The sequence below is a fragment of the Bradyrhizobium erythrophlei genome (assembly GCF_900129425.1).
GTDB lineage: Bacteria > Pseudomonadota > Alphaproteobacteria > Rhizobiales > Xanthobacteraceae > Bradyrhizobium > Bradyrhizobium erythrophlei_C.
In genome coordinates this window covers 4663196-4688619 of record NZ_LT670817.1, presented here as the reverse complement: position 1 = coordinate 4688619, position 25424 = coordinate 4663196, and the positions used below count along the sequence as shown (strand labels likewise).

Annotated in this window: 22 protein-coding genes, 2 tRNA genes and 2 pseudogenes; 18 read left to right on the top strand and 8 right to left on the bottom strand. The window is 61.7% G+C overall.

Going from position 1 to position 25424, the window contains the following annotated elements; genetic code table 11:
• Nucleotides 1-37: 37 nt before the first annotated feature.
• Nucleotides 38-862 (bottom strand): enoyl-CoA hydratase, encoded by an 825-nt coding sequence (locus B5527_RS22375; protein ID WP_079603471.1) that lies wholly within the window; start codon nucleotides 860-862, stop codon nucleotides 38-40.
• A gap of 72 nt (nucleotides 863-934) precedes the next feature.
• Between B5527_RS22375 and B5527_RS22370 the strand changes: the two genes are divergently transcribed.
• The 6 genes from B5527_RS22370 (at nucleotide 935) to B5527_RS22345 (ending at nucleotide 4629) form a co-directional block, all read left to right on the top strand.
• A complete protein-coding gene (locus B5527_RS22370; RefSeq protein WP_079603470.1) occupies nucleotides 935-1363 on the top strand; it encodes a PaaI family thioesterase in 429 nt (142 codons plus the stop codon).
• 158 nt (nucleotides 1364-1521) lie between these two features.
• Nucleotides 1522-1986 (top strand): 50S ribosomal protein L13, encoded by a 465-nt coding sequence (gene rplM, locus B5527_RS22365; protein ID WP_079603469.1) that lies wholly within the window; start codon nucleotides 1522-1524, stop codon nucleotides 1984-1986.
• A gap of 1 nt (nucleotide 1987) precedes the next feature.
• Complete coding sequence (gene rpsI, locus B5527_RS22360; protein ID WP_079603468.1) at nucleotides 1988-2464, top strand: 30S ribosomal protein S9; 477 nt, start codon at nucleotides 1988-1990, stop codon at nucleotides 2462-2464.
• A gap of 237 nt (nucleotides 2465-2701) precedes the next feature.
• Complete coding sequence (locus B5527_RS22355) at nucleotides 2702-3949, top strand: GGDEF domain-containing protein (RefSeq protein ID WP_079603467.1); 1248 nt, start codon at nucleotides 2702-2704, stop codon at nucleotides 3947-3949.
• A 36-nt stretch (nucleotides 3950-3985) separates the two neighbouring features.
• Nucleotides 3986-4222 carry a hypothetical protein gene (locus B5527_RS22350; protein WP_079603466.1) on the top strand — a complete coding sequence of 79 codons (237 nt, stop codon included), beginning with the start codon at nucleotides 3986-3988 and terminating at the stop codon, nucleotides 4220-4222.
• A gap of 104 nt (nucleotides 4223-4326) precedes the next feature.
• A complete protein-coding gene (locus B5527_RS22345; protein ID WP_079603465.1) occupies nucleotides 4327-4629 on the top strand; it encodes an antibiotic biosynthesis monooxygenase family protein in 303 nt (100 codons plus the stop codon).
• A 19-nt stretch (nucleotides 4630-4648) separates the two neighbouring features.
• Here B5527_RS22345 and B5527_RS22340 read toward each other — a convergent pair whose 3' ends face one another.
• Nucleotides 4649-5779 carry an AI-2E family transporter gene (locus tag B5527_RS22340; protein ID WP_079603464.1) on the bottom strand — a complete coding sequence of 377 codons (1131 nt, stop codon included), beginning with the start codon at nucleotides 5777-5779 and terminating at the stop codon, nucleotides 4649-4651.
• A 249-nt stretch (nucleotides 5780-6028) separates the two neighbouring features.
• Here B5527_RS22340 and B5527_RS22335 point away from each other — a divergent pair, with 249 nt between their 5' ends.
• The 3 genes from B5527_RS22335 (at nucleotide 6029) to B5527_RS22325 (ending at nucleotide 8549) form a co-directional block, all read left to right on the top strand.
• Nucleotides 6029-6793: a gamma-glutamyl-gamma-aminobutyrate hydrolase family protein gene (locus tag B5527_RS22335; RefSeq protein ID WP_079607431.1), complete on the top strand. Its 765-nt coding sequence runs from the start codon at nucleotides 6029-6031 to the stop codon at nucleotides 6791-6793.
• A gap of 163 nt (nucleotides 6794-6956) precedes the next feature.
• Entirely contained in the window at nucleotides 6957-7208 is a 252-nt protein-coding gene (locus tag B5527_RS22330; protein WP_079603463.1) for a hypothetical protein, read from the top strand.
• Nucleotides 7209-7352: 144 nt separating this feature from the next.
• Nucleotides 7353-8549 (top strand): sensor histidine kinase, encoded by a 1197-nt coding sequence (locus tag B5527_RS22325; RefSeq protein WP_079603462.1) that lies wholly within the window; start codon nucleotides 7353-7355, stop codon nucleotides 8547-8549.
• A gap of 171 nt (nucleotides 8550-8720) precedes the next feature.
• On the opposite strand, the pseudogene B5527_RS47740 reads toward B5527_RS22325, so the two are convergent.
• From B5527_RS47740 to B5527_RS22310, 4 genes and pseudogenes are all read right to left on the bottom strand, one after another.
• A pseudogene (locus B5527_RS47740) lies at nucleotides 8721-9722 on the bottom strand (2-dehydropantoate 2-reductase); the annotation flags it as partial.
• Between the two features lie 57 nt (nucleotides 9723-9779).
• Nucleotides 9780-10550, bottom strand: a pseudogene (locus B5527_RS47735) (fumarylacetoacetate hydrolase family protein); the annotation flags it as partial.
• Between the two features lie 192 nt (nucleotides 10551-10742).
• Nucleotides 10743-12152, bottom strand: coding sequence for a type I glutamate--ammonia ligase (gene glnA, locus B5527_RS22315; RefSeq protein WP_079603461.1), 1410 nt, complete (start codon nucleotides 12150-12152; stop codon nucleotides 10743-10745).
• A gap of 133 nt (nucleotides 12153-12285) precedes the next feature.
• A complete protein-coding gene (locus B5527_RS22310) occupies nucleotides 12286-12624 on the bottom strand; it encodes a P-II family nitrogen regulator (RefSeq protein ID WP_074832548.1) in 339 nt (112 codons plus the stop codon).
• 364 nt (nucleotides 12625-12988) lie between these two features.
• Between B5527_RS22310 and B5527_RS22305 the strand changes: the two genes are divergently transcribed.
• Complete coding sequence (locus B5527_RS22305; protein ID WP_079603460.1) at nucleotides 12989-14488, top strand: NAD(P)H-hydrate dehydratase; 1500 nt, start codon at nucleotides 12989-12991, stop codon at nucleotides 14486-14488.
• 38 nt (nucleotides 14489-14526) lie between these two features.
• On the opposite strand, the gene B5527_RS22300 is transcribed toward B5527_RS22305, so the two are convergent.
• Both B5527_RS22300 and B5527_RS22295 read right to left on the bottom strand, forming a co-directional pair.
• Nucleotides 14527-15609: an enolase C-terminal domain-like protein gene (locus B5527_RS22300; RefSeq protein WP_079603459.1), complete on the bottom strand. Its 1083-nt coding sequence runs from the start codon at nucleotides 15607-15609 to the stop codon at nucleotides 14527-14529.
• Between the two features lie 11 nt (nucleotides 15610-15620).
• Nucleotides 15621-16943 carry a multicopper oxidase family protein gene (locus B5527_RS22295; RefSeq protein ID WP_079603458.1) on the bottom strand — a complete coding sequence of 441 codons (1323 nt, stop codon included), beginning with the start codon at nucleotides 16941-16943 and terminating at the stop codon, nucleotides 15621-15623.
• Between the two features lie 150 nt (nucleotides 16944-17093).
• Between B5527_RS22295 and B5527_RS22290 the strand changes: the two genes are divergently transcribed.
• The 8 genes from B5527_RS22290 to B5527_RS22255 all read left to right on the top strand — a co-directional run bounded on the left by B5527_RS22290 (nucleotide 17094) and on the right by B5527_RS22255 (nucleotide 25424).
• A tRNA-Leu gene (locus tag B5527_RS22290) sits at nucleotides 17094-17178 on the top strand.
• A gap of 172 nt (nucleotides 17179-17350) precedes the next feature.
• On the top strand, nucleotides 17351-18712 hold the full coding sequence (gene tig / locus B5527_RS22285) for a trigger factor (protein WP_079603457.1): 1362 nt from the start codon (nucleotides 17351-17353) through the stop codon (nucleotides 18710-18712).
• Nucleotides 18713-18981: 269 nt separating this feature from the next.
• Nucleotides 18982-19614 (top strand): ATP-dependent Clp protease proteolytic subunit, encoded by a 633-nt coding sequence (locus B5527_RS22280; RefSeq protein ID WP_079603456.1) that lies wholly within the window; start codon nucleotides 18982-18984, stop codon nucleotides 19612-19614.
• A gap of 422 nt (nucleotides 19615-20036) precedes the next feature.
• Nucleotides 20037-21311, top strand: a complete 1275-nt coding sequence (gene clpX / locus B5527_RS22275; RefSeq protein WP_079603455.1) for an ATP-dependent Clp protease ATP-binding subunit ClpX — start codon at nucleotides 20037-20039, stop codon at nucleotides 21309-21311.
• A gap of 311 nt (nucleotides 21312-21622) precedes the next feature.
• Nucleotides 21623-24049 (top strand): endopeptidase La, encoded by a 2427-nt coding sequence (lon, locus tag B5527_RS22270; protein ID WP_079603454.1) that lies wholly within the window; start codon nucleotides 21623-21625, stop codon nucleotides 24047-24049.
• A gap of 106 nt (nucleotides 24050-24155) precedes the next feature.
• Nucleotides 24156-24232, top strand: a tRNA-Val gene (locus tag B5527_RS22265).
• A gap of 38 nt (nucleotides 24233-24270) precedes the next feature.
• Nucleotides 24271-24558: a hypothetical protein gene (locus B5527_RS22260; RefSeq protein ID WP_079603453.1), complete on the top strand. Its 288-nt coding sequence runs from the start codon at nucleotides 24271-24273 to the stop codon at nucleotides 24556-24558.
• A 5-nt stretch (nucleotides 24559-24563) separates the two neighbouring features.
• A complete protein-coding gene (locus tag B5527_RS22255) occupies nucleotides 24564-25424 on the top strand; it encodes a class I SAM-dependent methyltransferase (RefSeq protein ID WP_079607429.1) in 861 nt (286 codons plus the stop codon).

Below are 25424 nucleotides of genomic sequence, written 5' to 3'. Positions count from 1 at the left end.
GGAAAGCTTCGTCGCTTCGCCGCAATGAGGGCGGCAATCACCGGTCTTGCCACTTCGGCTCGCGCTTCTCGATGAACGCGCCGATGCCTTCCTCGGCGTCGCGTGCCATCATGTTCTCGGTCATTACCTCTGCCGCATAGCGATAGGCGTCGGCAAGGCTCATTTCGGCCTGACGGTAGAACGCGGCCTTGCCAAGCTTGACGGTATAGGCTGATTTGAGGGCGACCTTCTCGGCCAGCGCGATCGCCGCATCCCGTTCGGTGCCGACGGCGACGACGCGGTTGATGAGGCCGATGCTTTGCGCTGTCGCTGCCGAAACCGGCTCGCCGGTCAACAACATCTCCATCGCCTGCTTGCGCGGAACATTACGCGACAGCGCCACCATCGGGGTCGAGCAGAACAGTCCGATATCGACGCCCGGGGTAGCAAACGTCGCGACATCCGACGCTACCGCGAGATCGCAGCTCGCCACCAACTGGCAGCCGGCCGCGGTGGCGACACCCTGGACCGCCGCCACCACCGGTTTGGGCAAGAGCACGATGGCCTGCATCATCGCGCTGCAGGCGGTCATGATCTCGGCGAAATAGGCCCGACCGCGATCGGCGTCGGTGCGGCGCGCGGTCAGTTCCTTCATGTCATGGCCGGCGGAGAAGGCCAGGCCGTTGGCGGCGATCACCACCGCGCGCACGGCGACGTCGTCGTGAATTTCCTTCAGCGCCGCATACAGTGCGGCGATCAGGCCCTCCGACAGGCTGTTGCGCGCGGCGGCCCGATTGAGCGTGAGCACCGCGATGTTGCCGAGCGTCTCGCGCAGCAAAACGTGCGATTGCGGTATGGCGGCGCGTGCGGTCCGGCTAGGCATCGAAATATCCACTTGGGCAGATGCGTCACCTTAATGTAACAAGCGGCGCGAGGCGAGGGCAGGCGGATCGACATGGCAATTGCGAGAATGACCGTGGCCGAACTGGAGAAGTTTCTCCATCTCGAGTTTCCCCAGGCCTTCAGCGCCGGCGATATCGCGATCGAAAGCGCCGACGGGGAATCGTGCCTGTTGCGGCAGCGGTACAGCGACCGGATGCTGCGTCCGGGCGGAACCGTCTCGGGACCGACGCTGATGGCGCTGGCCGACTTCGCCATGTATGTGGTGCTGCTGTCGGCGATCGGCCCGGTCGGCCTCGCGGTGACGACCAATCTCAACATCAACTTTCTCCGCAAGGGCCAGCCCGGACAGGATGTGCTTGCGGCGGCCAGGCTTCTGAAGCTTGGCAGGCGCCTGGCGGTAGGCGAGGTCAATTTGTTGTCGGGGACATCGGCCGATCCGATCGCCCACGTGACCGCGACCTATTCCATTCCAAATATTTAGGTTTTTTTGCGGTAATATCGCACCATATTTATAAGAGACTGTTTTTGCTTGCTTAATTAACCCCGCCGGGCATTGACGTGCGCGACGGACCTATCTAGAAACCCGGCAGTTCGGCGCACAGTCGCGTCCGATATCCCCTTTTCACGGATTTTCCTCACATGAAAACGTTTTCGGCCAAGCCAGCCGAGGTGACGAAGAAGTGGGTGCTGATCGACGCCAAAGGTCTGGTGGTCGGCCGGCTCGCCTCACTCGTCGCGATGCGCCTCCGCGGCAAACACCTCCCGACCTATACGCCCCATGTCGATTGCGGTGACCACGTCGTCATCATCAACGCGGCCCACGTCGTGCTCACCGGGCGTAAGCGCGACAACAAGGTCTATTACAATCATACCGGCTTCATCGGCGGCATCAAGGAACGCACGGCAAAGTCGATCCTCGATGGGCGCTTTCCCGAGCGCGTGGTCGAGAAGGCCATCGAGCGCATGATTCCGCGCGGCCCGCTGGGACGCGTGCAGTTCGGCAACTTACGCGTTTACCCCGGGCCCGAGCATCCGCACGAGGCCCAGCAACCCGAGACGATCGACGTCGCTTCTATGAATCGCAAGAACATGAGGGCCGCATAAAATGTCCGACACCATGCAGTCTCTCGATCAGTTGGCGTCGCTGAAGCCGGCCACGCCGGAAGCGCCGAAATACGTCAAGAAGGTCGACAAGTACGGCCGTGCCTACGCCACCGGCAAACGCAAGGACGCGGTCGCCCGCGTCTGGATCAAGCCCGGCGCCGGCAAGATCGTGGTCAATACCCGCGAGGTCGAGATCTATTTCGCCCGTCCGGTGTTGCGGATGATGATTCAGCAGCCGCTGGTCGCAGCAGCCCGCGCCGGCCAGTACGACGTGATCTGCACCGTCGCCGGCGGCGGCCTCTCGGGCCAAGCAGGCGCGGTGCGTCACGGTATCTCGAAGGCGCTGACCTATTTCGAGCCGGATCTGCGCAGCCTCTTGAAAAAGGGCGGCTTTCTCACGCGCGACTCGCGCGTGGTCGAGCGCAAGAAGTACGGCCGCGCCAAGGCGCGCAAGTCGTTCCAGTTCTCGAAGCGCTAGTTGCTTCGTTAAAACTTGCCGCGAATGCGGCACGTGTGAAACTTTGGAGAAAGAGCGCTTATCGGCGCCCTTTTTGCTGTGTATTTTCTGCCGAGTTGAAGCAGTTTTTCCTGAAAACTTGCGCGTGCGCGCAAACCAAATGCCAACACCGGCGGCCGTAGAGTGGAGGGATGGTAACGGCGCCGCCGGTTTTCAAAGGCGCGCCGAATACGCTGCATCACAATCGCTCGGTGGCCCATGTCGCTCGATACCGCCACGCTTTATCTCGTTGCCACCATGGTCGCAGCAATGCTGGGAGCCATGCTGCTGCTTTTCGGCAAGCAGGAGAATATCCCGGCGTTGAAATGGTGGGGAACCGCCTATCTGCTCGGCGCTGCCTCGGTCGCGCTGTGGACGCTTGCCAGCAACACACTCGGCGAGACGCTTTCGCTGGCGCTGAATGCGGTCGGCTTCGTGGCCTGCGGCATGGTCTGGAATGCATCGCGCGTGTTCCATGGCCGCAAGCCCAATCTGCCGGGGCTGGTTCTCGGAGCGCTGGCCTGGTTCGCCGCCGTCATGACACTGGATCCCGCGGCCTCGGCAATGCGGATGACGATCGGCGCCGGCATCGTCGCGATCTATGCGGCGCTGACGGCCGCCGAATTGTGGTCCGAACGGCGCAGGACGCTGCAAAAGCGCTGGCCGGCGATCGTGGTGCCGGTGCTCCACGGCTTTGTGCTGATGCTGCCGATCCTGCTTGGCGACCTGTTGCACCCACATGGTGACATGTTCTCCGGCAGCATCTGGGTGACGGTGTTCTCGATCGAGCTAGTGCTTTATGCGGTCGGTACCGTGTTCGTCATCTTCATGCTGGTGTCCGAGCGAACGGTGACCGCCCACAAGACGGCGGCATCGATGGATCCGCTGACCGGCATGTTCAATCGCCGCGGATTTGCGGAAGCGACCTCGCGGCTGATCGAGCGCGAAGCCAACGCCGGCCGTCCGGTGACGGCGCTGATCTTCGACATCGACCATTTCAAATCGATCAACGACCGTTTCGGGCACCCGGCGGGCGACGAGATTCTCAAATTATTTTCCGCCATCGTGATCAATACCTTGCGGATCACCGACCTGTCGGGACGAATCGGCGGCGAGGAGTTCGCCGCCTTGCTGCCATGTTCGCTGGAAGAAGCGGTGACCGCGGCGGAACGCGTACGCGAGGCGTTTGCGAATTCCGGGATCGTGGTCGAGGACGGCCCGGTCGACACTACCGTCAGCATCGGCGTGGCCGGCGGGCCGGCCGGCACCGAGTTCGAGGTGCTGCTGGCGGCCGCCGACACCGCGCTTTATCAGGCCAAGCGCTGCGGCCGCAATCGCGTCGAGGCCGCCGAGGAGCTGCCGCTGTCGCTGGAAAACTGGCGTCGAATGACCGCGGGGCGCGGCGCGTCAAGCGCAACCGCAGCGAGGCATCCCGCGCCTCGGATAGAGCCAATGGGGGCGCGGTAACCTTCCGTTTACCATGCGCTTGATATCATCAAGATCATGAACGCCAGCCGTACCCGGAACGCCCACGCAGCCCTGATATCGCTCGAAGCTGCGGCCGAATCGGCGCGTGCCGGATTTGCCTGCATGTTCTCGACGTCGGATGAATACGAGACGGCGCTGATCAGGGAGCGCCGTGCGCAGGGCCGCTACGGTCAGCCACGAAGCCGCTGGCCGCTGCTGATGTTCGCGGCCTGCGTGCTGATGGTCGCGGGTACCGCGCTGCTTTTGAACTGAGCCGTTAGCGGGCAGGGGCATGCCGGGGCGCCGCGAGGCGCCCTTTTTCTTTGCGATTGGGTGGGCTAGAGACGTGCCTTCCCAACAAGAGGCCGAGAACCCCGATGATTACCGAAATCGCACAAATCGACGTCAAGCCCGGCACCGAGAAGGACTTTGAAGCCGCGGTCGCCAAGGCGCGTCCGCTGTTCCTGCGCGCCAGGGGCGGCAAGGGTTTTGAACTGCACAAGTCGATCGAAAAGCCGTCGCGCTACCGGCTGATGGCAAAGTGGGAAACGCTGGAAAATCACACGGTGGATTTCCGGGGTTCCGAAGATTTCACGGCGTGGCGCGGGCTGGTGGGACAGTATTTCGCCGCACCTCCAGAAGTCGAGCACACCGAGACGGTGCTGACATCGGCGGGCTGAACGATCGGGCGATGCGGCCTCAGGCCGCCGCCGCAGCCTCTGGCGAAGGGTTATCAGCCTTGAAATGATCGATCATGACTTTGGCGATCGCCATCAATGGCAACGCCAGCGCCAGACCCCAGATGCCGAACACCACGCCGAGCAGGATCTGGAACGCGAATAATGTCGCCGGCGGAATATCAAGCGCCTGGCGCTGGATGATCGGTGTCAGAATGTAGCTTTCCAGCGCGTGAACGCCGAGGAAAAGCACCAAGGCGCTGGCGGCTGCGACCCATCCGGACGCCAGACTCGCAAGCACGACGATCACTCCGGCGAGCAGAGCGCCCACCGTCGGGATGAAAGCGAGCAGGCCGGCCTGGATGCCCAGAATGAACGAACTCTGGATGCCGATGATCGCGAGGCCTATCCAGGTTACGAGGAACACCGCGAACATCGTGATGATCTGCGCGATCAGCCAGCGCTCCAGTGTTTCGCTGATGCGATCGACGATCACGGTTGCGCGCGCGCGATGGCGCGCCGGGGCCATATACAACAGCCCTTTTCGGTAAACGCCCGGCTGCGCCGCGAAGGTTAGTCCGAGAAACAGCACGATAAAGAAATTGCCGACAGCACTGACCGTACCCAGGAGAAGTTTCAGCGTCTGGCTGACGATCGCACCGCCGCTGGAAGCCAGCGCGCCGGCGCTGGGGAGACTGTGCGTCGTCTCAGCACCAGGCGCGACGGGCGTCGACGAAGCCTGTGACGCGCTGGGATTGCCGAGATCGAAATAGCTGGTATCGATGCCGTGGCTCTCAAGGAAAGCTCTGACATTGACCAGTTGTGATTTGATCGTATCGCTTAGCGCCGTCGCCTGTTGCGCGATGGTGGTGCCGCCGAGGAAGACCGCGCCCGACAAGAGCGCTGCGAGCACTAGGCAGACGATGGTCAGCCGCAGCGCGTGCGGCAGCTTGACCACCTGGCTGAGCATGGCGGTCATGGCGTTGAGCCCGACGCCGAGCAGCACGCCGGCAAAGATCAGAAACAGCGTTGCAGCATAGTACCAGGTGAACAGCACCAGGACGGCGAAGGCAACGGTGGCAATGCCGCCAACCGATATCGCCCATGCCAGATTGTTGCGGTCCTGAAGACGGGTCTCAGCCGAAACTGTCACGTTGATTCCTTGTCACCCCAACTTCCAACGGCACTCTTTCGCCAAACGCGCCCGGGATCAAGCGGAGAAGGCCCATTTGACGCGGGCTACAGTGCTTGGTTGGCGGGATCGCAGGCCAAAGAAGCCTTCGACCCGAACCGGCTCTCACGCGAAAATAGCATCGCCGCCGCGCGGAGTAATAGGTTGATCCGGCGTCGGCCGGCAGGCATGATCCGCCCGATATTGCGACGCGGGATTGGATATCAGACGATGAGGAGGCCGGTAGTCGGTGTGATCGGAAACGCCTATCGCATCGAAAATCGATTTGCGACGCAGATGGTCGGTGAGCGAAACCTTCGCGCGGTGGCCGACGTCGCGGGCGCGCTGCCGCTGATGTTTGCGGGAACGCCTGATATCACCGATATCGGCGCCTTGCTGGATGCGGTCGATGGCATCGTGCTGACCGGGGCGCGCGCCAATGTTCACCCGACCCGTTTTCGCACTGAGCCGGATCCCCGGCACGAACCCTATGACCTGCATCGTGACGATCTGGCGCTCGCTCTATCGGAGGTTTGCGTCGCCCGCGGCATCCCGCTATTCGGTATCTGCCGCGGCCTGCAGGAGATGAATGTCGCCTTTGGCGGCTCGCTGCATCCCGAAATCCGCGACTTGCCCGGGCGCATGAACCATCGGATGCCGCGGCTGGAGAACGGTGAAATCCATCCAGATCCCAAGGTTATCTTCGCAGACCGTCACGAGGTCAGCCTCGTCCCCGATGGCGCCTTTGCGCGTATCCTCGGCTGCGAGAAGATCCGCGTCAATTCGCTGCACGGCCAGGGCATCCTCGAACCGGGCGAACGAGTCGTCGTCGAGGGCACGGCGGAGGACGGCACGATCGAGGCGATCCGGATTGCCGACGCCCCCGGCTTCGCGCTCGGCGTCCAGTGGCATGCGGAGTACGATCCGCAGCGCAATCCCATCAACCGCGCGCTGTTTCAGGCCTTCGGCGAGGCGCTAACGGCTCGCAAGCGCTAGGAAAGAGTTGACGAATCGGTGTTGCCGGTCTTCAGCGCATTTTGGTCAAAGCGTTGGCTTCGAATAAAAGTGGCCGCCGGGGAACCCTCCGTCATCGAGGTTGTTGTCAGCCGATCCCCAAGCGCGGCGGGATCGTCGACCAGCCGAAGTCAGCAGCCCCAAAATGATCAAATCCCTTGCCGCCCTGGCGATATTCGCGCTTCTGGGAGCATCGGTGATTGCGTTGCCGGGCTTCGCGCCTTCGGTCGAAGCGCGTGAGATGGGTGCCCTGGCCAAAGCCGACCGGCTCGATATCCGGCCGGTTGCCCGCAATTGCTCGCAACAGGTCTGGCCCAATTTCGATGGGTCATGTTTACGGCACAGTGAATCCGGGTTGGTGGTGGGCGAAGCTCGATTAGTGACCGCGCGTCGCTAGAGGCTGTGGCGAATATTGTCCCGCTCCCCTTCGATTCCGGTAAGGTCTGCCAACCCTAGCCTTCTTAGCTGAACTGTTCGATGCCAAAAGTGAGCAACTGGCACGGGTTTATCCATCGGCTCCAGATGAAAGTGTCAGGCAACCATGACCGCGGCCGAATTTTCCGTTCTCCCAGCCGTCCTTGTTGTGGAAGACGAGATGCTGTTGCGCATGCGGGCGGTGGATATGGTCGAGGACGCAGGTTTTACCCCGGTAGAAGCCATCAATGCCGACGATGCACTCGCGATCCTCGAGTCCCGCTCCGACATCGAGCTGCTGTTTACAGACATCCAGATGCCAGGGAGCATGGATGGGCTGAAACTCGCTCAGGACGTCCACGAGCGCTGGCCATCGATCAAGATTATTCTGGTGTCCGGGCAATTGAAATTGACCGACGATGACAAACCCGTCGACAGCCGCTTCTTTGGAAAACCCCTCGACATCAAGCAGATGATTGTGGAAATGCAGGAGATGATGGGCAAGGGCTCGTTAAAAGTCGTGCCCGACGATGTCTCGGTGCTAATCGCGAAAGCGTTGCATCCGAAATCGAACGGCGCTGCGGGATCCGCCGGCGAAACGTCACAGGAATTCCTGACCGCGGAAAATGACAGTCTTCGGCTGTTGCTGCAGCAGGCCGGTATCGATGCCAAAGTGCTGCTCGCGCAAGCGGGCATCGACGCCAAGGAGCGCGAAGCCGCGGACAAACTGCAGAAGCTTATTCTGGAAGAATTGCACCACCGCATCAAGAACACGCTGGCGACCGTCAGCGCCATTGCTTCGCAGAGCCTGCGAACCGCCACCAGCATCGAACACGGCCAGCAAGCCATCGAAGGCCGGCTGGTCGCTCTGGGGCGGGCGCATGATCTGCTGTTGCAGGCCCGATGGGCCAACGCAAGTATCGAGCAAACCATCCGCGGCGCGACCGAGCCTTATGTCACGATAGGTTCCGGCAGAATCTCGATCCAGGGTCCCGACATCAGGATTACGTCGGGGGCGGTGATCGCTCTTGCGATGACGCTCAATGAACTCTGCACCAACACCACGAAATTCGGCGCATTGTCCGTGCCGGCAGGCCGCATCGAGATCGAATGGAAGATCGATGAAGAGGCGTTGCGACTGCGCCTGACGTGGTCCGAGAAGAATGGTCCAACGGTCCATGCTCCCTCCCGACAAAGCTTTGGAACCCGTCTGATGGGATCGCTGGGGCAGCAACTGAAGGGCGAGGTTAAATTGGCTTACGATGCGACCGGGTTCGTTTACGTCTTGAACGTGCCGATGGCTTCGCTGGTCGCGCCGACGTGAAGAGGTGATAACGAGAATGGCGATGCCCGGGCTTGTCCCGGGCATCGACGTCTCGACAGGGATTGCGGCAAGAAAAACGTAGATGGCTGGGCATAGGCCAGCGGAAGCGACGCCGTCCTTCGGACGGCTACGCCCAGCCATGACGCGAAAAGAATCAGCTTGCGCTTACGCTCAAGCCGCCTTGCTCACCTTCTCCACCTTCACACCGCCGCCTTCCAGCAGCATGACCTTGTTGAGAAGCTTGACCAGCGCGTAGACCGATTCGATCGCGGGCGCCGCCGTGTTGGTCAGCCTGGCCATTTCCAGAATTGAGCCGATCAGCGCCTCGGTTTCGAGCGATCGGCCGGCCTCCACGTCCTGCAACATCGATGTTTTGTGCGCACCGACCGCTTCCGCGCCGGCGATGCGTTTGTCGATGGTGACGCGGAAGGTGACGCCGAGTTTCTGCGCGATGTCCTGCGCTTCCTTCATCATGGTTGCCGCCAGTTCGCGGGTCTCGGCGAACTGGCAAATGTCGACTAGCGTGGCGTGGGTCAGTGCCGAGATCGGGTTGAACGACAGATTGCCCCAGGCCTTGAGCCAGATCTCCGAACGGATATCCGGCAACACCAGAGATTTCAGCCCGGCCTTGATGAAGACGTCGTGCAATTCCTTGACGCGCGCGGTCTCCTTACCGTCGAGTTCACCGATCGGGAAGCGATCGCCCTCGACGTGGTGGATCACGCCGGGCGCCGTGGCCGCGGCGGCCGGATAGACCACGCAGCCGATGATGCGGCTCGGATCGATATGCTTGGTGAGGACGCCCGAGGGATCCAGACTCTCCAGCCTGTGATTGTCGTACTGACCGCCGAGCCTCTGGAAGTACCACCAGGGCAGGCCGTTCTGAACGGTCAGCACGACGGTGTCGGGACCGAGCAGAGAATCGATATCCCGCACCACCTGATCGAGAAAATGCGCCTTCACTGCCAGCACGACGATGTCCTGCTTGCCGGCGTCCGCCGGCTTGTTGACGGCCTTCATTCTGGCGGTCTGGACCTTGCCGTCGTGCCACTCCAGCTTCAGTCCGTTCTTCTGGATCGCGGCGAGATGCGCGCCCTGGTCGATGACGGTGACGTCCTCGCCCGCGAGCGCAAACTTGGCCGCCAGCAGGCCGCCGATGGCACCGGCGCCGACCACGCAAATCTTTTTCTGCTTGGGCGGCGCACCCAAGAGATACGGGCTCGGCAGCACCTGGTCGAACACGTTGCTGAGGCTCCCGACGCCATCGATCACAATGTCGACGACGTTATGGGCGTCGCCCATCGTGCCGGCGCCAAGCGAGGTGCCGCAGGCGATGATGTCGCCGGGCATCAGCGTCACGTCCTTGGAAATGGCGGCGACCAGCTTGTGCGGCGGGAAAAACATGTCGGCGACGGGATAGTTCTGCCGCTCCTTGCCGTTAAGCACGGTCTTGACCGACAGCTTCATCGGATCGATGCCGGTCGCGATCACGGGACCAAATACGCCGAAGGTGTCGAAGCTCTTGGAGCGCGCCCACTGTTCGAATGACTTGTCCTTGCGCAGGAGATCGACGGCGGTGACGTCGTTCACACAAGTGTATCCGAAGATGTAATCGCCGGCCTCGGCTTCCGAGATGTTGAAGCATTTCTTGCCGATGACGACGCCGAGTTCACCCTCATAAATGATTTTTCCGGCGTAGGTGGCCGGACGCTCGATCGGCTTGTTTGCGGGCCAATATGAATTCGGCGCCTTCAGGAACCAGAGCGGCTCTTTCGGCTGCTTGAATTCGTTCTTGGCCGCGAGCTGGTGGAAATTATTCCACAGGCAGACCATCTTTGAAGGCTCGCAGGGCGTCGAAACCTGAACGTCGGAGAGTTTCAGGGTCTGTCCGCTCGGCTTCGCGCCCGCGAACATATCGCCGGTGTGCACGGCGATGGTATCGCCCTCCAGCGTGCCGAAGCCGGTCTTTCCACTCTCCTCAAAACGAATCCATTTCGCCATCTGCGATCTCTCCCGGTGCTGATAGGGCAGCGTCATGTGAGCGCGCGGCCCTTTTCGCATTGTAGTCTTCATGCCGATCCCCGCAATCATGCACTGCATCATTGGGCTGTACTGCAGCAATGCAAAAAAGGCGCCCCTTTCGGAGCGCCTTTTGCATTTCCGGACCGTAACGCGCGCGGGGCGCGCGTTAGATCACAGCGAATAGTACATTTCGAATTCGACCGGATGCGGCGTCATCTCGAAGCGCTCGACTTCGGTCATCTTCAGCTCGATATAGCTGTCGATGAAATCGTCGTCGAATACGCCGCCGTTTTTGAGGAAGGCGCGGTCCTTGTCGAGGTTTTCCAGCGCCTCGCGCAGCGAACCGCACACCGTCGGGATCGCCTTCAGCTCTTCCTTCGGCAAATCGTAGAGGTCCTTGTCCATCGCCGGGCCCGGATCAAGCTTGTTCTTGATGCCGTCGAGGCCGGCCATCAGCATCGCGGCAAAGCCGAGATAAGGATTGGCCATCGGATCGGGGAAACGTACCTCGACGCGCTTGGCCTTCGGATTGCTCGTGTAGGGAATGCGGCAGGAGGCCGAGCGGTTGCGCGCGGAGTAGGCGAGCAGTACGGGAGCTTCATAACCGGGAACCAGGCGCTTGTAGGAATTAGTGGAGGGGTTGGTGAAGGCGTTGATCGACTTGGCGTGCTTGATGATGCCGGCGATGTAGGACAGGCAGGTCTCCGAGAGGTCGGCGTATTTGTTGCCGGCGAATACCGGCTTGCCGTCCTTCCAGATCGACTGGTGGCAGTGCATGCCCGAGCCGTTGTCGCCGTAGACCGGCTTCGGCATAAAGGTAGCGGTCTTGCCGTAGATGTGCGCGACCTGATGGATGCAATATTTGTAGATCTGCATCTGGTCGGCCATCAGCGTCATGGTGTCGAACTTCATGCCGAGTTCGTGCTGGGCGGACGCGACTTCGTGGTGATGCTTCTCGACCTTGACGCCCATCTTGGCCATCGCGCCGAGCATTTCCGAACGCATGTCCTGCACCGAATCCTGCGGCGGAACCGGAAAATAGCCCGCCTTGGTGCGGATGCGGTGGCCGAGGTTGCCGCCCTCATATTCGGTGTCCGAGTTGATCGGCAGTTCGGACGAATCCAGCTTGAAGCCGGTGTTGTAGGGCGTGGTCTGGAAGCGAACGTCATCGAACACGAAGAACTCGGCTTCGGGTCCGAAAAACACGGTGTCACCGACTCCCATCGACTTGACCATCGCCTCGGCCTTCTTGGCCATGCCGCGGGGGTCGCGGTTGTACGGTTCGCCGGTAGTCGGCTCCAGCACGTCGCAGGTGATGACCAGGGTGGTTTCCGCGAAGAACGGATCGATCGTCGCGGTGATGGGATCAGGCATCAGGCACATGTCGGATTCGTTGATCGCCTTCCAGCCGGCGATCGAGGAGCCGTCGAACATCAAGCCTTCGGCGAAGGCGTCCTCGTCGATCATGCCCTGGTCGAAGGTCACATGCTGCCACTTGCCGCGCGGATCGGTGAAACGCAGGTCGACGTATTTCACGTCATTGTCCTTGATTGATTTCAGGACGTCTTTGGCCGTCTTCATGAATACCCCTTATGTCTGGCGGGTCGTGTCCAAGGTTGAACGAGGGTTGAGCGAGATCGCTAACAAAACGAGGCCGCCGAAGCAGCCTTGCCGTAACCTCTCTAAAGTCGCGAAATGTCGGATAGCACCCGGCTCAGATAGCGTCCAGCCCGGATTCTCCGGTTCTGATCCGGATCGCTTCCTCGATGTTGGACACGAAGATTTTGCCGTCGCCGATGCGCCCGGTCTGGGCCGCGCGCCGGATTGCGTCGATCGCCTTCTCGACCAGGTCGTCGGAGATCACGATCTCGATTTTGACCTTGGGCAGGAAGTCCACGATGTACTCCGCACCGCGATAGAGTTCTGCATGACCCTTCTGCCGCCCAAAGCCCTTGGCCTCGGTAACGGTGATGCCTTGCAGTCCGACCTCCTGAAGCGCCTCCTTCACCTCGTCGAGCTTGAATGGCTTGATGATGGCTTCTATTTTCTTCACTGAACGCCTCCCAGGCATTTCCATTTGCAGACTGCAGGTTGGTTTCCACGTTGCACCAGATGCGCAAGTGGTTCGATCGTCTGTCCTGGCGAGCGACCGGGCACACTCATGATTGCCGGTGAGCACGACGATCGAGAGCCGGCTTCCTCAAAAGCAGGGTCTGTGCCAAGTTGTTAAGACGCCTGATTTTTGAAACGTTATCAGACTTTTAACAGGCATTCGCTGAGGGGTTAGACCGAAGCGGTCACCATACCGCAGCTTATGAAATAGGCAAACGGATCAATCGCTATGCAAGTATCGGGACTTCGACTTCGCATGGCGTTCGAAATGCCTCAGGATAAGGCGCTTGTACCAGGGATTTGGCATGGAAGTTCTGACTACAGCTGAGATGGAACGTGCCGACCGGCTCACCATCGCCGCGGGCACCCCGGGCTTCGCGCTGATGCTGAGCGCCGGCCAGGCTGTCGCCGAGGCCGCGATGGACCTCGTGGAGGAGGGGCCCATCGTCGTGGTCGTGGGGCGCGGCAACAATGGCGGCGACGGTTTTGTGGCCGCGGCTGAACTGGCCGCGCGCGGCCGCGAGGTCTCGGTGATCCTGCTGTGCGAGCGGGATAGCCTGCAGGGCGACGCGGCCTCTGCGGCGCGAGGATGGAAATATCCGGTGCTGCCGTTCAACCCCCAGGCCATCGGCAGGCCGGCGCTGATCATCGATGCGCTGTTCGGCGCCGGTCTCAACCGACCGGTGAAGGGCGAACCGCACGACATGATCGAGGCGATCAACGCCAACGGCGCGCCCGTTCTCGCCGTCGACCTGCCGAGCGGCATCAACGGTACCACCGGGGCCGTGATGGGGATCGCGGTTCGCGCCACCGAAACCGTGACGTTTTTCCGGCGCAAGCCAGCGCATTTGCTGCTGCCCGGCCGGATTTATTGCGGCCGCGTGCGCGTTGCCGATATCGGGATCGATCCCAGCGCGCTTGCGGAAATGCATCCGCAGACATTCGAAAACATTCCGCAGTTCTGGCGCACGTCGTTTCCGGTGCCGAAGGTCGACGGCCATAAATACGCCCGCGGCCACGCGATCATCGTCTCGGGCGATATCGCCGCCACCGGCGCGGCGCGGATGTCGGCGCGCGGCGCGTTGCGGGCCGGCGCCGGGCTGGTCACGCTGGCCTCGCCCAGCGATGCGCTCGCCATCAACGCGTCCGCGCTGACCGCCGTGATGGTTCGATCAATCGATACGGTGGTCGAATTTGGCGAGTTGTTGACCGACAAGCGCCTCAACAGCTGCGTCATCGGCCCGGGCGCCGGTGTTGGCCAGCGGACGTGCGATTTTGTCCTGACGGCGCTATCGGCGCAACGAAACCTGGTGCTGGATGCCGATGCACTGACGAGCTTTGCCGACGCGCCCGATCATTTGTTCGAGGCTATTAAAGCTTCGCCCGACCCGCAGGTTGTTCTCACCCCGCATGAAGGAGAATTTCCGCGCCTGTTCAGCGACATCAGCAACAAACATTCACTTCGCTCGAAACTCGAACGGGTGCGGGCGGCCGCCGTGCGTTCCGGCGCTATCGTGCTGCTCAAAGGGCCGGATACGGTGGTGGCCTCACCGGACGGACGCGCCACCATCGCTGCCAACGCGCCGCCCTGGCTCGCGACCGCAGGGGCCGGCGATGTACTGTCGGGCATGATCGCAGGCCTGCTGGCCCAGGGCGTGCCGGCGTTCGAGGCCGCCTGTATCGGGGTCTGGATGCACGGCGAGGCGGCGCGCGAGGCGGGCCCCGGTCTGATCGCGGAAGATCTGACGGAGGTGCTGCCCGCGGTGTTCCGGCAGCTCTATGACGAGTTCGGCATCGATTATTGAGACCGGGAAGCGTCCCTCCGACGTCGCGTTGGATTTGCTTACGCCAGATATTTCGCGACCGCGGCCTCGTCCCACGACAGCCCAAGGCCATGGCCGCGGGCCGTAATGGTCCCGTCGACGATCTCGACCGGTTCGGCGAGGATGGCGCGGGCGAGGTCAAGATATTCGATCCAGTGCGCCGTCGGCGTCACCGCCAGCATGTGAGCGCTGGCCTCCGCAAACAGGTGGCTCGACATCGGAATTGAAGCCGCCTCGGCCTGGCCAGCAACGCGGAGCCAGCCGGTGACGCCGCCGACCTTCATAAGGTCGGGCATGATGAAGTCGCTCGCGCCCGAGGCGATTGCTTCAGCGAAGCCGCGTGGAAACCACCAGTTTTCGCCGGACTGAATCGAGATTGGCGAGGTCTCGCGCACCTTGGCGTGGCCCTCGAGGTTTTCGGCCGCTACGGGCTCCTCGATCCAATGCAGATCGTAAGGCGCGAGTCTGTTAATCCGCCGGCTGGCCTCGGACGGGTCGAGCGATTGGTTGAAATCGAGCATCAGCGCGATGTCGGGACCGATCAGGCTGCGCACCGCCTTGACGAGCCGTTCGTCGTTGGCGAGGTCGCCGTCCCCGCCCTTGATCTTGATGCCGCGAAAACCCTGATCGAGCGAGCGGCGCAGGTCTTTTTCGTCGGCGACGGGATCGACCGCACCGTAGCTGTCATAGGCCCGGATCGGCCGCGGCGTTCCGCCGAGCAATGCCGTCAATGGTTGAGCCACCGCCTGACCCAGCGCGTCCCAGAAGGCCATGTCGAGTCCCGATACTGCCATGCCGACCAGACCTTGCCAGCCCAGCAGTCTGAATTTGGCGTCCATCTGCGCCATCAGGTCGAAGGGGGCGACCGGCTTGCCGGTCAAATCGGCACCGATGTCGCTGATCAGTTGTACCAGCGGCTTCAGCGTCAATCTGGCGTAGCCGAAGATATAGGACCGTCCGGTAACATCTTGATCGGTCATCACATCGATCAGCACCAGCGGCGCCGATCGGATGACACCGAAGGCGTTCTTCACCGGCCGCGAGATCGGCGCATCGACGGCCCGGGCCCGGACGCTGCGAATGGTGAGGTTGGATTTGTCCATTTTCGCTTCCTTTATTCGACACCGTACCACCGCAGCAGGCGCGGCGCTGCCCAGTCGGTTGCCATCGTCTCCAGCAGCCAGCGCCCGGCAACTTCGGCGGCGAACGCGATACGCTGGGTCTGTCCGGGTTCGATTGCCAGCGTATCCAGCCAGAACGGTTTCCAGCCGTCGTCAAGCCGGTCCAGGACCCTGAAATGATGACCGTGAAGGTGGAAGACCTCGGGGGTATCGGCGCGATTGGTCAGGGCCAACACCACGGTCCGACCAGCCTTGGCGCGGAAGACGGGCGCGGCCGAGACCGCGAAGTTCGCGGGGGCTACCCAGTCGGCTTGCCGTCCTCCAAGCGTCACATCGATCCGCAACGCATTCTTGAGGTCGAGCCGGGCTGGCAGGCCATTGGATGGCAGCGGAGGGGCCGCCGGCAGCGGGGCATCCCGGACCGGCTGATCCCTGGAGGCGACCAGCCGGCCGATCGGTCGGGCCTCCGTGCCGTCGTGGAGAAGGATGGCTGACGCCGAGCCCGGCGGCACGGTGGCATCGATGAAGGCGTCGACCCGGCCTCCCGGCGCCAGTACCAGCGCGCCCCCGCGTGCGAGGAACGGTTCAGCCGGTGCGCTGTCCATGGCCATGACCCGAACGTCGTGTCCCTCAAATTTTACCGCAATGACAGTCCGTTGACAGCCATTGATGAGCCGAAATCTAAGGCGTTCATGGGTCCGCACCGGGATATCCAGCGTGGTTTGTCCATTAATGGTGTAGACCGGCGTGGTGCCCTTGGGATCGGTTCCGGGCGCGATCGCGGTGCCGTCCGCGCGCAGCCGCCAATCTTCGATCAGAAGCACTTCATCACGGTCGGCGGCGGTGGCCTCGCTCTCCCCGACCACCAATGCCCGCGCCGGCGACGGTCGCGCCTGACCATCGCCCACCAGACGAAGGTCGCACATAAATGTTCCGCTGCGGCGCAATGGAATCACAAGGGTTTCCTGGGCCCCGGGCGCGAGCAGCGGCCGCGCTGCCAGAGGCTCGGCGGCCGGGACGCCGTCGATCCCATGCCAGTTAAGCACGGTGGGCACGGGCAGCTCATTCTGAAGCGTAATCGCAAGTTCGTCGCCGCGCTTGAAGCGAAGCCCGGGATCTGGCGCGGGACCTTGAAGCGACCATATCGGCGCATTCGGGGCTCCCGGATGCAAGGCGATGAAGCCGGGCCTGGCGTGCAGCACCAGGGATGCGCGCTCCTGCGCGGCGACGATCCCAGGCATTGCCGGACCGAGGACCGCAGCGCCCAATCCGGCCATCAGCTCGCGTCGGTCCAGCCGGAGAACTCGATCAGCCATGTCAGATGCGGACCATTTTCCGCTGGATATGTCCAGTTGCCGCAGGTACTCCCCGGGAGGCTCTGAAATGGCCATTTTTTTGCTGCGGACCGGTGGGCCCATGTTATAAGCCCGCCGCTCGCGGCATCGCGGCCGGACGTGATGCTATCAGCGGGCGTGGCGGAACTGGTAGACGCGCTGGATTTAGGTTCCAGTGACGAAAGTTGTGGGGGTTCGAGTCCCTCCGCCCGCACCAAGCGCTGACAGCGTTTGCATGACGATTGCTGATGGACCTTTTTCTTCAGGGGCAAGTTTCCCGGAAGGATTGGGTCCGCCGAACCACTGACGCAGGCTTTAAAGCCGAGCGTCGACAAATTGACAATGTCCGTGCCGTTCAGGCCGGACCAAGCGGGAAGAAGATTGACGCCATGCAGGTCACAGAAACCCTCACTGAGGGATTGAAACACGAATTCCAGATCAGCGTTCCCGCATCAGACCTCGACGCCAAGGCGGATGCCCGTCTGGTCGACCTCAAGGACAAGGTCCGTCTCAACGGCTTTCGTCCAGGCAAGGTGCCGGTGAGCCACCTCAAGAAGGTGTATGGCCGCTCGGTCATGGCTGAAACCGTCGAGCAGACCATCCGCGATACCAACTCGCAGATCTTCTCCGAGCGCGGTTTCCGTTTGGCGACCGAGCCCAAGGTTACCATGCCGACGGAAGAAAAGGCCGTCGAGGACATCCTCACCGGAAAATCCGATCTCACTTACACCGTGTCGATCGAGGTTGTGCCGGCGATCCAACTCGCCGATTTCAAGAGTTTTACGGTCGAAAAGCCGGTCGCCGAGGTCACTGACGCCGATGTCGACGAGGCCATCAAGCGGATTGCCGACCAGAATCGCAGCTTCGCCGCCAAAGGCGAGGGTGCGAAGGCCGAAAACGGGGATCGGGTCACCATTTCGTTCAAGGGAACCATCGACGGCACGCCGTTCGACGGTGGCACCGGCGAAAACATCCAGGTCGTGATTGGCGCCGGGCAATTTATCCCGGGCTTCGAGGAACAGCTGCTCGGCATCGCAACCGGCGAAACCCGCAACCTGAAGGTCTCGTTCCCGAAGAATTATGCCAGCGAGAAGCTCGCCGGCCAGCCTGCCGAGTTCGAAACCACGGCCACATTGATCGAGGCGCCGCAGGAGACCGAGATCAACGATGAATTTGCCAAGACGCTCGGTCTCGAATCGCTCGACAAGCTCAAGGAAGCCGCGCGCGAGCGGCTGTCGGTGGAATTCGCCGGCGCCACCCGCCAGCGCGTCAAGCGCATCTTGCTGGATCGTCTCGACGAGAGCCATCGCTTCGAGGCGCCTCCGTCGCTGATCGAGGAAGAATTCAATCTGATGTGGAATTCGATCAAGGCCGAAATGGAGTCCGGCGGTAAGACCTTCGCCGATGAGGACACCACGGAAGAGGCCGCCAGGGAAGAATACCACAAGATCGCCGATCGCCGGGTGCGGCTCGGTCTCGTGCTGTCCGAGATCGGCGAAAAGAACAAGATTACCGTGACCGACGACGAAGTCAGCCGCGCGGTGATCGAGCGCGCACGCCAGATGCCGGGCCGCGAGAAGGAAGTCTGGGACTACTATCGCAACAATGCCAATGCGCTGGCCCAGCTTCGTGCGCCAATCTATGAGGATAAGGTCGTCGATTTCATCCTTGAACTCGCCAACGTGACCGAGAAGAAGGTGACGAAGGAAGACCTCTATAAGGACGACGAAGCGGAGAAAAGCGCGGCCTGAGGTTCGGCCCTGATTGTGTCAGCCGGGCGTTAAGGATGTGCGGCAAAAGGGGCATAGCGGCGGTATCCGTCGCTATGCGCTCGGATGCGAATCAGCTTCAACTGAAAGGACTTCCGCACGCTATGACCCGGTCTTGTTACCGGCGAATTGGCCCATATCTGTGAGTTCAATCTAAGTCCTGCATCACGGGACGTTCGTCCGTGCCCGGCAAATTCTAGCCAGTTCCATCTGCCGGTGGATGTTCGCCTCCGCCAACCCTTGGGTGACTAATGCGCGATCCGGTCGAAACCTACATGAACCTCGTGCCGATGGTGGTCGAGCAGACCAACCGCGGCGAGCGCGCCTACGACATTTTTTCGCGCCTCCTCAAAGAGCGCATCATCTTCGTGACCGGACCGGTCGAGGACGGCATGTCGACACTGACCGTCGCTCAGCTTCTGTTTCTCGAAGCCGAGAATCCGAAGAAGGAAATCTCGATGTACATCAACTCGCCGGGCGGGGTGGTGACCTCGGGCCTTGCGATTTACGACACCATGCAGTTCATCCGTCCGCCGGTGTCGACGCTTTGCACCGGACAGGCGGCGTCGATGGGGTCGCTGCTGCTGGCGGCCGGACATAAGGACATGCGCTTCTCGTTGCCGAATTCGCGCATCATGGTGCACCAGCCCTCCGGCGGCTTTCAGGGTCAAGCCACCGACATCATGCTGCACGCGCAGGAAATCCTGAACCTCAAAAAGCGGCTCAACGAGATCTATGTGAAGCACACCGGCCAGACCTACAAGGCGATCGAGGACGCGCTGGAACGCGACAAGTTCCTCACCGCCGAGATGGCCCGGGACTTCGGTATTGTCGACAAGGTGATCGACAAGCGCTCGGAAGAGCCAACCGCGAAGACCCCGTAACACCACGTACCCCAGGCCACGGCGTTAAAGACGGCCGTTAACCGGCAATTCCGGCCGCCAGCGGCACTTCTTTGCCCTCGCACGGCCAAAAGTTCCGCTTTCGTGCTGGTTTGGCGGAGTGGCAATCGCGCAACGCATGGCCGATTTCGGCATCTGCCGCTCGCATGCCTGAGGCAAATCACGGTATTGTCACGGTGTTTGGCGCTCGCGCGGTTAGCGAAATCTTGATAGTCGGGTGTCACCATGGTTGGCTAGGTCATATCGGTTATGATCGCGGGGGTTCGAGCTTGCCGCGATTCGGGCGGCATCTGGAGCGTAGGGTCTTTTTTGGTACGGATTTTGCTCTATCTAGAACTCTGGGCCGGTAAGTGCCGGAATGGGGCGATCGAGCGGACGGGATCGAACGGCGGACGGAGACGAGAATGAGTAAGGTCGGCGCGAGCGACTCCAAGAACACGCTTTATTGCTCGTTCTGCGGCAAGAGCCAGCATGAGGTCCGCAAATTGATCGCGGGTCCAACCGTATTCATCTGTGACGAATGCGTTGAGCTGTGCATGGATATCATCCGCGAGGAGAACAAATCCTCGCTGGTGAAGTCGCGCGACGGCATCCCGACCCCGAAGGAAATCTGCAAGGTTCTCGACGATTACGTCATCGGCCAGAGCCATGCCAAGAAGGTGCTGTCGGTCGCCGTCCACAATCACTACAAGCGCCTCAATCACCAGACCAAGCACAACGACGTCGAGCTTGCGAAGTCGAACATTCTGCTGATCGGTCCGACTGGTTCGGGCAAGACGTTGCTGGCGCAGACGCTGGCGCGAATTCTCGACGTGCCGTTCACGATGGCGGATGCGACGACGCTGACCGAAGCCGGCTATGTCGGCGAAGACGTCGAGAACATCATCCTGAAACTGCTGCAATCTGCAGACTACAATGTCGAGCGGGCGCAGCGCGGCATCGTCTATATCGACGAAATCGACAAGATCAGCCGCAAATCCGACAATCCGTCGATTACCCGGGATGTTTCGGGCGAAGGCGTGCAGCAGGCGTTGCTGAAGATCATGGAAGGCACGGTTGCGTCGGTTCCTCCGCAAGGTGGCCGAAAGCATCCGCAGCAGGAGTTCCTGCAGGTCGACACCACAAACATTCTCTTCATCTGCGGCGGCGCGTTCTCCGGCCTCGAGAAGATCATCTCGGCGCGTGGACGGTCGACCTCGATCGGTTTCGCAGCCCAGGTGCTGGCGCCGGAAGATCGCCGCACCGGCGAAATCTTCCGTCACGTCGAGCCCGAGGATCTCTTGAAGTACGGCCTGATCCCGGAATTCGTCGGCCGCCTGCCGGTGGTCGCCACGCTTGAGGATCTCGACGAGGCTTCGCTGAAGAAGATTCTGACCGATCCGAAGAACGCTCTGGTGAAGCAATATCAGCGGCTGTTCGAGATGGAAAACATCGAACTCACATTCGCCGACGAAGCTCTTGGCGCGGTTGCCCGCAAGGCGATCGAGCGCAAGACCGGTGCGCGTGGCCTGCGCTCGATTCTTGAAAGCATCCTGCTGGAGACCATGTTCGATCTTCCAGGCCTGGAAGGCGTCGAAGAGGTCGTGATCTCGCGCGAAGTGGTCGAGGGGACGGCGCGCCCGCTCTACATCTACGCCGATCGCTCCGACCGCGCGGTCGAAAGCAGTGCCAGCGCCTGATCCCCTCCGGCGCGGGCGGATTGAATATTCAGGAGAGACGGTTGCCGGGCCTTTCGGCGACCGTGGTTGCGCAAGCATCTGCAGGCGTTTAGCCAATCTGGCCGGCCTTTTTCGTCGACTTGACACCCCCATGGTCGATAGCCACCTAATGCTATCGGCGATGAAAACGTAACCCAAAGATTCGCCGCAAAAACGGTCCGGAAAAGTCGCCGCACTATGCGGTCCTTCGGTTCTGGAACACCTCGGCACCTTGTGGCGGTTGCGCAAGACTGCGGACTGCGTGCAAGGGGGCACAGCAAAAGGAATAGGCCATGACGACCCCAAAACCCCGGCCATCTATCGTTTACGGCGAAAGCCATTTATATCCGGTGCTGCCGCTTCGCGACATCGTGGTCTTTCCGCACATGATCGTGCCGCTGTTCGTCGGCCGCGAGAAATCGATCCGCGCCCTCGAAGAGGTCATGAAGAACGACGCCCTGATCATGCTGGCGACGCAGAAGAACGCGTCGGACGATGATCCGAGCCCGGATTCGATCTATGAAACCGGCACGCTCGCCAGCGTCCTGCAGCTGCTCAAATTGCCCGACGGCACCGTGAAGGTGCTGGTCGAGGGGCTTGAGCGCGCGCGGGTGCAGAAATATTCCGACCGCGCCGAATATTACGAGGCCACCGCGGTCGCGCTCGCCGATACCGACGCCACCTCCGTCGAGGCCGAAGCCCTGGCACGTTCGGTCGTGTCGGACTTCGAGAGTTATGTGAAGCTGAACAAGAAGATATCCGCCGAAGCCGTCGGCGTGGTTCAGGCGATCACTGATTTTGCCAAGCTCGGCGACAACGTTGCCGGTCACCTCGCCGTCAAGATTGCCGACCGTCAGGCCATCCTGGAAACGCTGTCCGTCACCGCGCGCCTTGAGAAGGTCCTGGGGCTGATGGAGAGCGAGATCTCGGTGCTGCAGGTCGAGAAGCGTATCCGCTCGCGCGTCAAGCGCCAGATGGAGAAGACTCAGCGTGAGTACTATCTCAACGAGCAGATGAAAGCGATCCAGAAGGAGCTCGGCGACGACGAAGGCCGTGACGAGCTGGCCGATCTGGAAGAGAAGATTGCCAAGACCAAGCTCTCCAAGGAAGCGCGCGAGAAGGCACAGCACGAATTGAAGAAGCTGCGCCAGATGTCGCCGATGTCCGCGGAAGCGACCGTCGTGCGCAACTATCTCGACTGGCTGCTGTCGATCCCGTGGAACAAGAAGTCCAAGGTCAAGAAGGACCTCGAGGCTGCTCAGGCGACGCTCGACAACGATCATTACGGACTCGAGAAGGTCAAGGACCGCATTGTCGAGTATTTGGCCGTGCAGTCGCGCGCCAATAAGTTGACCGGCCCGATCCTGTGCCTGGTCGGCCCTCCTGGCGTCGGCAAGACTTCGCTCGGCAAGTCGATCGCGAGAGCCACGGGGCGCGAATTCGTGCGCGTGTCGCTCGGCGGCGTGCGCGACGAGGCCGAAATCCGCGGTCACCGCCGCACCTATATCGGCTCGATGCCCGGCAAGATCATCCAGTCGATGCGCAAGGCGAAAACCTCGAATCCGCTGTTCCTGTTGGACGAGATCGACAAGATGGGCGCCGATTTCCGCGGCGATCCGTCGTCGGCGCTGCTCGAGGTGCTCGACCCCGAACAGAATGCGACCTTCAATGATCACTATCTCGAGGTGGACTACGATCTCTCCAACGTGATGTTCATCACGACCGCGAATACGCTGAATATTCCGGGACCGCTAATGGACCGCATGGAGATCATCCGGATCGCCGGTTACACCGAGAACGAGAAGGTCGAGATCGCGCGCAAGCACCTGATCCCGAACGCGATCTCCAAGCATGGCCTGGACTCCAAGGAATGGTCGATCGACGACGAGGCGCTGCTCTTGATGATCCGGCGTTACACCCGCGAAGCGGGCGTGCGTAACCTTGAACGTGAGCTTTCAACACTCGCCCGCAAGGCGGTGAAGGAGCTGATGATTTCCAAGAAGAAATCGGTCAAGGTCACAGAGAAGTCGCTCGAGGAGTTCCTCGGCGTGCCGAAGTATCGCTATGGCGAGATCGAGAGCGACGATCAGATCGGCATTGTCACCGGTCTGGCGTGGACCGATGTCGGCGGCGAGTTGCTCACGATCGAAGGCGTCATGATGCCCGGCAAGGGCAAGATGACGGTGACCGGCAATCTGCGCGACGTGATGAAGGAGTCGATTTCGGCGGCGGCATCCTATGTCCGCTCGCGTGCCGTCGGCTTCGGTATCGAGCCGCCCTTGTTCGATCGGCGCGATATCCATGTCCACGTGCCGGAGGGGGCGACCCCGAAGGACGGACCCTCGGCCGGTGTTGCGATGGCGACCGCGATCGTCTCCATCATGACCGGGATCGCGGTCCGGCACGATGTCGCCATGACCGGCGAGATCACATTGCGCGGACGGGTGTTGCCGATCGGCGGCTTGAAGGAGAAGCTGTTGGCGGCCGCGCGTGGCGGCATCAAGACGGTGCTGATCCCGGAGGACAACGCCAAGGATCTCACGGAGATATCCGATGCGATCAAGGGCGGGATGAACATCATCCCGGTCGCTCGCCTCGACGACGTGATCTCCAAGGCGCTGGTGAGGCCGCCGGTGCCGATTGTCTGGGAAGAGGACACCAAGGTGCCGGTCAAGCCGGACGCCGGAGACGAAGCGCCAGGTGGCCTGACGGCGCACTGAGCACCTCCGACACGATAACAGCGGCGTCCCTGATCGGGACGCCGCTTTTTTATCAGGCGTGGCCCGGCTTGCGCGGAAGGGCGCGGCGGCGTTAAACAGACGGCGAGGGCGGTTAGCTCAGCTGGTTAGAGCATCTCGTTTACACCGAGAGGGTCGGCGGTTCGAATCCGTCACCGCCTACCAGCTACAACCGTGTGAACGAGCCGCGAGGGAGCGTAGCTATGAGGGTTTTTCACGCCGCCGCCGTGATCGCGATACTGGCCGGGCCCGCTTACGCCCAAACCCAACAACCCGTCCCCAGATACGGCGAAGCCCCTAAAGACAAGACCCCGCAGCAGATCGAGGCCGACCAGGCCGCCGAAAGAGCCTACAAGAATTCGCTCAGCAACATTCCTGACAAGGGGCCTTCCGACCCTTGGGGTAACATGCGCAGCGATAGCGCGCCCAAGGCCGTTGCAAAGACCACCGTTCCGGCCAAGCGCGCGAAAGCCGACAGCGCCGCAAAGTGAGCGTGATGGAACCCCCGATCGGCCACGATCAGAACGCGGACCAGATCGCGTATTGGAACGGGCCGGGCGGCCAGCGCTGGGCCGATCGCCAGCAGGCCCAGGACATCGTGCTGGCGCCCGTCGCCGATGTATTGATTGATCGTGCCGGGGCGAAGGCAGGCGAACGAATTGTCGATGTCGGCTGCGGTGCCGGGGCCACCTCGATCGCTTTTGCACAGCAAGTCGGCCCCACCGGACACGTCATGGGCATCGATATCTCGGCGCCGATGCTTGCCCGCGCCCGCCAAGTCGCGCCGCCGGAGCTGCCGGTGGAATTCGTGCTTGCGGACGCAACCGTATATCCGTTCGTTCCCGCCGGCTTTGACCTCCTGGTGTCGCGTTTCGGTGTGATGTTTTTTGCCGAGCCTGCGCTCTCCTTCGCCAATCTGCATCGGGCGCTGAAGCCATCGGGCCGGCTGGTATTCGCCTGCTGGCGGGAGCCGCGCGATAATCCATTCTTCATGGCGCCGCTGCAGGCGGTCTATCAGCATGTGCCGAAGCTGCCGCCGCCTGGACCGGATGATCCCGGACCGTTCGCGTTTGCATCGGAAGCGCGTGTGCAGCGTATCCTGGGCGACGCCGGATTCTCCGGGATTGCCATGGAGCCGGTCGATCTTTCGCTCGATGTCGCGATCGGGCGCGGACTGGAGGCCGCGGTGCAAGGCGCACGGGAAATCGGCCCGGCCGCCCGCGCGCTGGCCGAGCAACCGGCCGACGTGGTCGCCGCCGCCACGAATTCGATTCGAGAAGCGCTGATGCCTTTTGTCACCGGGCAATCGGTGCCGCTTCGCGCATCGATGTGGATCGTGACGGCGCGCGTTTCCTGA